1 protein-coding gene and 2 tRNA genes are annotated in these 2,288 nt (G+C 43.8%); all 3 read left to right on the forward strand.

Features of this window, described 5'->3' with window-relative positions; genetic code table 11:
• Position 1: 1 nt before the first annotated feature.
• The 3 genes from R7Z78_RS24135 (at position 2) to R7Z78_RS24145 (ending at position 2,287) form a co-directional block, all read left to right on the forward strand.
• Positions 2–77, forward strand: a tRNA-Asn gene (locus tag R7Z78_RS24135).
• A 275-nt stretch (positions 78–352) separates the two neighbouring features.
• A complete protein-coding gene (locus R7Z78_RS24140; RefSeq protein ID WP_104975628.1) occupies positions 353–1,978 on the forward strand; it encodes a methyl-accepting chemotaxis protein in 1,626 nt (541 codons plus the stop codon).
• Between the two features lie 233 nt (positions 1,979–2,211).
• A tRNA-Phe gene (locus tag R7Z78_RS24145) sits at positions 2,212–2,287 on the forward strand.
• Position 2,288: the final 1 nt, after the last annotated feature.

Raw genomic sequence — 2,288 nt, forward strand, 5'->3', positions numbered from 1 at the left:
TTCCTCCTTAGCTCAGTTGGTAGAGCGACGGACTGTTAATCCGCAGGTCGCTGGTTCGAGCCCAGCAGGAGGAGCCACTTTTAAAGCCGCATCACTTGATGCGGCTTTTTTGTATCTGCTTTATACGTCATTTCTCACTTTCCCATTTATCTGCACTTCATTTCTAAACATCAGCGAACATTAAATCCTTTCTTCAAAAACACTTATTTCACGCTAAAAATTTAATCCTCATCGTAATTTCAATACGCATTAGTATCCGAGCATATTTATCTTCACTAAGATGCCCGAGTTATTACATTTCTTCTTTTAGCTATGCCTTGCATAGTGATAACACTTTATTTGTGAGCTAAATATGAAACTAAAAACTCAAGCCTATTTATTATCTGCGATCATATTGCTAGCTCTCCTAGCTCTGACCGCAACGGGCTTATGGACACTTCGCGTCGCAAGTAACCTTGATAACAAAGCTCGAGTTACTGAGCTATTTAAAAGTGCGTACAGCATACTTACCGAAGTAGAAAAGATGGCTATCGAAGGCAAAATGCCGGAAGACGAAGCGAAAGCATTAGCCACTCGCCTACTTCGTAACAATATCTACAAAGACAACGAATACGTTTATGTCGCAGATGAAAATATGATGTTCATCGCCGCACCACTAGACCCTCAACTACACGGAACCAGCTTCCATGACTTTAGAGATGGCAGTGGTAATAGCGTAGGCCAACTCATTCTAGATGTATTGGGGCACAAAACAGGTCAGATCATTGAATATACCTGGAGCCAAAAACAAGCTGATGGCAGCATTGAAGAAAAACACTCGATAGCAGAAAAAACACCACACTGGGGCTGGGTTGTCGGTACAGGTATTGGCTTTAATGAAGTTAACGCACGTTTTTGGTCGACAGCACAATGGCAGCTTGTGCTGTGTCTGATTATCGCGGGAAGTATTCTAAGTGGCCTGATCATTTCGATTCGCAAAATGCTTCATCTACTTGGTGGAGAGCCTAACGACGTGCGTAAAGCAGTTCAAGCTGTCGCTCAAGGAGACATTCAGACCAGTTTTGATACTGTGGCACCGAGAGGAAGTATCTATCGTGCCGTGCAAGATATGAGTCAATCACTAGCTACCATGGTGACAAACCTAGAGAAGTCTATGCATGCACTGCGCGCAGAGTTATCTGCCGTAGAAGCTCGATCAAATACGATTGCCGATCTTACCGTATCTCAGCAGCAATCAACGGCGATGATTGCCACTGCGATGACTGAAATGGCATCTTCAGCCAACCATGTTGCCAATTCAGCAAGCGACACCGCAAACAATACGGACGAGGCTGACAAACAAAGCCAACATACTCAGAAACTCATTCATAACACGGTTGAAAACATTCAAGGTTTAGCTTCTCAATTAAATACTGCGAGTAAAGCGGTCGCCGATCTAGATCAGGATGTAAATAATATTGTAAAAGTGCTCGATGTGATTGGTGATATTGCAGAGCAAACAAACCTATTGGCACTCAATGCAGCCATTGAAGCAGCACGTGCTGGAGAACAAGGCCGAGGCTTCGCAGTCGTTGCTGATGAGGTACGCAACCTAGCAGGACGCACACAAGACAGCACAAAAGAGATTCAGTATATGATCTCCAATCTGCAAGAAGGCTCTCGCAATGCCATTCACACAATGGAAATATGTGCAGAAACCAGTGAAAGCACTGTTACAGAGTCTAAGAATGCCTCTGAAGCTCTACAGCAAATTGTAACGGCGTTAGAATCTATCACCACAATGAGCCAGCAGATCGCTACTGCTGCCGCTGAGCAGACGCAGGTTAGCGATGATATTGCGCTACGCATAAACCTTATCGAGGAAAGCGGAGGCCAACTCAACTCTGTCGTAACCGAGAGCCAATCAAGTACTCAAAGTTTAGCTTCACTAGCGAATGAGCTAGAAGGTTGGGTAAACAAGTTCTCAGTAAAGCACTAGTTTAAAGTCAATTGTTCAATAAAAAGCACGTTTTCAGACGTGCTTTTTTGTTTTTATCGCCTTTATTTTGCAAGTGAACACACTATCAATGTTAAAACATCGCTTAAAGCATGGCGCATTGCTGCTAAAAACGCATAAAAACAGCCCACTCCGAGCACAAATTCATCAAACGATATTTTATTTTAATTTTATTGTTGACCTGAAAGCCGAAAAGCCTTTTAATACACCTCGTCGCCCGGATAGCTCAGTCGGTAGAGCAGAGGATTGAAAATCCTCGTGTCGGTGGTTCGATTCCGCCTCCGGGCACCAC

It is taken from the genome of Vibrio sp. 1167 (genome assembly GCF_033340375.1).
Taxonomy (GTDB): domain Bacteria; phylum Pseudomonadota; class Gammaproteobacteria; order Enterobacterales; family Vibrionaceae; genus Vibrio; species Vibrio alginolyticus.

Excerpts from the sequence above, each read along its gene's own strand:
- R7Z78_RS24140 (WP_104975628.1), top strand. The coding sequence starts at position 353 with ATGAAACTAAAAACTCAAGCCTATTTATTATCTGCGATCATATTGCTA.